We start from the raw sequence: 2,726 nt of genomic DNA, 5'->3' as shown, positions 1-2,726 counted from the left end.
GCACCCCCCGTCCGTGCAGGTCACGAGCACCGTCGTGATCCCCTCCGCCGCGTACCGGGCGAGGATGCCGCCGGTGCTGATCGCCTCGTCGTCGGGATGCGCGTGCACCACCATCAAGGTCAGAGATCGCTCAGCCACCCCACCACAATACGGGGACGTTCGGCCCACTAGCATTGCCGCGGTCCTGGACGGCTGCTGAAACGAGGCGAGATGCGTTGGCTGCGGCAGTTGCTGAGTAGCAGACGGGTCCAACTCGATCCGGGGCGGCAGCAGGCGCTGCTGCGGGACCTCCGGCACCGGTACGGCGCCGACTCGCGGGCCCGGTTTCCCGAACAGGTCGAGGCGATCACCCGGATGCTGAACGACGACGACGGCCTGGTGGTGGCGGCCCGGATCGTGAGCGAGACCGCCGACGAGGCCCACGTGGACCTACAGGCCCAGGCTCACGACGTGCACCGACGCACGGGGCGGCGGCTCCTGGTGCACCGCCGAAACTACCGGCCGCTGTGGAAGGAGGCCGGACCGGCGCTGCGGTGGCCGCTGTTCGCGCTGCCGAGCGGCCTGCACCCGTACGCGCAGCTGACCGCAGCCGTCGCGGTGGTCGGCAGCCGGGCGTCCAGGCTCGGCCGGGCGACCGACCCGTACCCGCTCCTGACCCGCGTGTTCGAGGTGCTCGACCTCACCACCGCCGGCTGGGAGTACGGCCGGGTGCGGGTGGACACCGATGCCGCCGCCCTGGCCGATCGACTGATCTCGACCGCCGGGCAGATCCTCGCGACCGTCGACGATCCGCCCCGGCTGCCGCCACCGGTGCGCGAGCTGATGCGCCGCAACAACACCCTCGACGTTCACGATCCGACCGGTCCAACGGTGGTCAGCGCGATCAATCTGGGCGCGAGAATGCGGGAGTCCTTCCTGGTCTGAGCCACCGCGGCGGGCCTGACCAACGTCCCGTCACAAACGACGGACCTTCCGGGTACCGTGGTGTGCCTTCCACTTCTCGACCGGGGTGAGCGGGACGAGCTCGGGCCGCTCCACCACCGTGGTCAGCTCGATCCGCCGGCCCTCGGCTGCCGCACGGAGCAGGGTGGTCATCGTGTCGAGCACGTGCAGCGCGACGTCGCCGCCCGCGCGCGGCGGACGCTGACCGTCGCCGGTGACGTCGTCGATCAGACCGATACCCCGGGAACCGTCCACGTAGCCCGCCCGCGGTGCGACGACGTGCCATCCGTTGCCGCCGAGCGCGAACAGGCGGACCTCACCGTCGAAGTAGTTCGGATCGGGTACGGCGAGTGTCCCGGTCTCCCCGTGTACCTCGATCGGCGCGGCCGTCGTCGCGACGCCGTCGAAGGTCGTCGTGATGGTGGAGAGGGCGCCGCTGGCGTGCTCGAGCATGCCGGTCACGTGGGTGTCCACCTGCACCGGGATCCGGTGGCCCAGGCGCGGGCCCGAGCCGATGACGCGCTCGGCGCGCAGCCGGCTGGCGGCTCCGCTCACCGCACGCACCGGCCCGAGCAGGTGGATGAGCGCCGAGATGTAGTACGGCCCCATGTCCAGCAACGGGCCACCGCCCGGGGCGTAGTAGAAGTCGGGGTGGGGATGCCAGCGCTCGTGCCCTGGGGTGACCATGACGGCCGAGGCGGACAGCGGACGCCCGATCAGCCCGCCGTCGATCGCCGCCCGCGCCGTCTGCGTACCCGTACCCAGGACGGTGTCCGGCGCGCACCCCACGCGGACGCCGGCCGATGCGGCCCGATCGATGATCGAACGGCCGTCCGGGAACGCCACGGCGAGCGGCTTCTCGACGTATACGCTTTTACCCGCGTCGATCGCGCCGAGTGAGATCTCGGCGTGCGCCGCAGGGATCGTCAGGTTGAGCACCGTCTGCACGTCTGGGCGGTCGAACAGGTGCTCGACGCTCAACGCCTCGGCACCGGGAATCATGGCGGCGACCGCAGCAGACCGGGAGGCGTCGAGGTCGGCCACTGCCACGATGCTCACCGCAGGGTGGTCCGCGAGCGTATCCAGGTACGCGCGGGAGATGACCCCGAGACCTACTACGCCGACGCGGTGCGGGTCGCCCACATCATCCCCCTCTCGATGACGGTACGGACGCACGGGTGCTCCAACACGTCAAGGCTGTGCCCCGGAGTCGTCACGACAACGCGCCCGGCACCCCATTGTCGGGTCCAGATCGCCGGCGAGGTGACCGGCCGGTGCCATGGCTGCCAGGCCCGGGTGGGGTGGGTGGTGGTGGCCAGAACGTCGATCAGGTCGTCGTGCAGCACCCAGTACTGCTCGGTGACCAGCTCGATGTCCGCGATCCCCGCAGTGATCGGATGCTCCCGGCCGAGGTCGGTGATGGTTATCGTGTGCGGCAGGAAGTTGTCCTCCGCCCCACCGCTACGCTCGCACGGCTCCCGGCCCGGATGGGTCGCGAACTGGCCGCCCACCAGGTGCAGGTAGTCGGATGACGCGCGGAACGAGTCCACGATGCCGCCGTGCCAGCCGGTGAAGCCCGTTCCGGCGACGACCGCCGCGCTGAGGCCCGCCGCCTGCTCCGAAGTGATCTGCGACATCGTCACGCACTGCACGACGAGGTCGGTCTCGGCCATCTCGACGGCATCGGCGTAGATCTCCGTCGACTCCTCGATCCGTACCGCGTAGCCGTTGCGTTCGAGGAACGGGATGAACAACTCCGTCGCCTGGACCGGCTGGTGTCCCTC

General features: G+C 70.5%; 4 protein-coding genes. 1 reads left to right on the top strand and 3 read right to left on the bottom strand.

Annotated features, from left to right (window positions below):
• Positions 1–174, bottom strand: a 174-nt coding sequence (locus E1258_RS31760; protein ID WP_243715815.1) for a PIG-L deacetylase family protein, incomplete at its 3' end; no start/stop codon positions are given.
• A gap of 36 nt (positions 175–210) precedes the next feature.
• Here E1258_RS31760 and E1258_RS31755 point away from each other — a divergent pair.
• The gene (locus E1258_RS31755; RefSeq protein ID WP_132407560.1) at positions 211–924 is read left to right on the top strand and encodes a hypothetical protein; all 714 of its coding nucleotides are present in this window, start codon (positions 211–213) and stop codon (positions 922–924) included.
• Between the two features lie 30 nt (positions 925–954).
• On the opposite strand, the gene E1258_RS31750 is transcribed toward E1258_RS31755, so the two are convergent.
• Both E1258_RS31750 and E1258_RS31745 read right to left on the bottom strand, forming a co-directional pair.
• Positions 955–2,085, bottom strand: coding sequence for a Gfo/Idh/MocA family protein (locus tag E1258_RS31750; RefSeq protein WP_132407558.1), 1,131 nt, complete (start codon positions 2,083–2,085; stop codon positions 955–957).
• Positions 2,058–2,726: ThuA domain-containing protein (locus tag E1258_RS31745; protein WP_207919900.1), on the bottom strand; the 669-nt coding region annotated here is incomplete at its 5' end. The genes E1258_RS31750 and E1258_RS31745, both read right to left, overlap by 28 nt.

Origin of the sequence: Micromonospora sp. KC207, from assembly GCF_004348615.1 — a bacterium.
Lineage (GTDB): Bacteria > Actinomycetota > Actinomycetes > Mycobacteriales > Micromonosporaceae > Micromonospora.
This window is presented reverse-complemented; position numbering and strand designations above follow the sequence as displayed.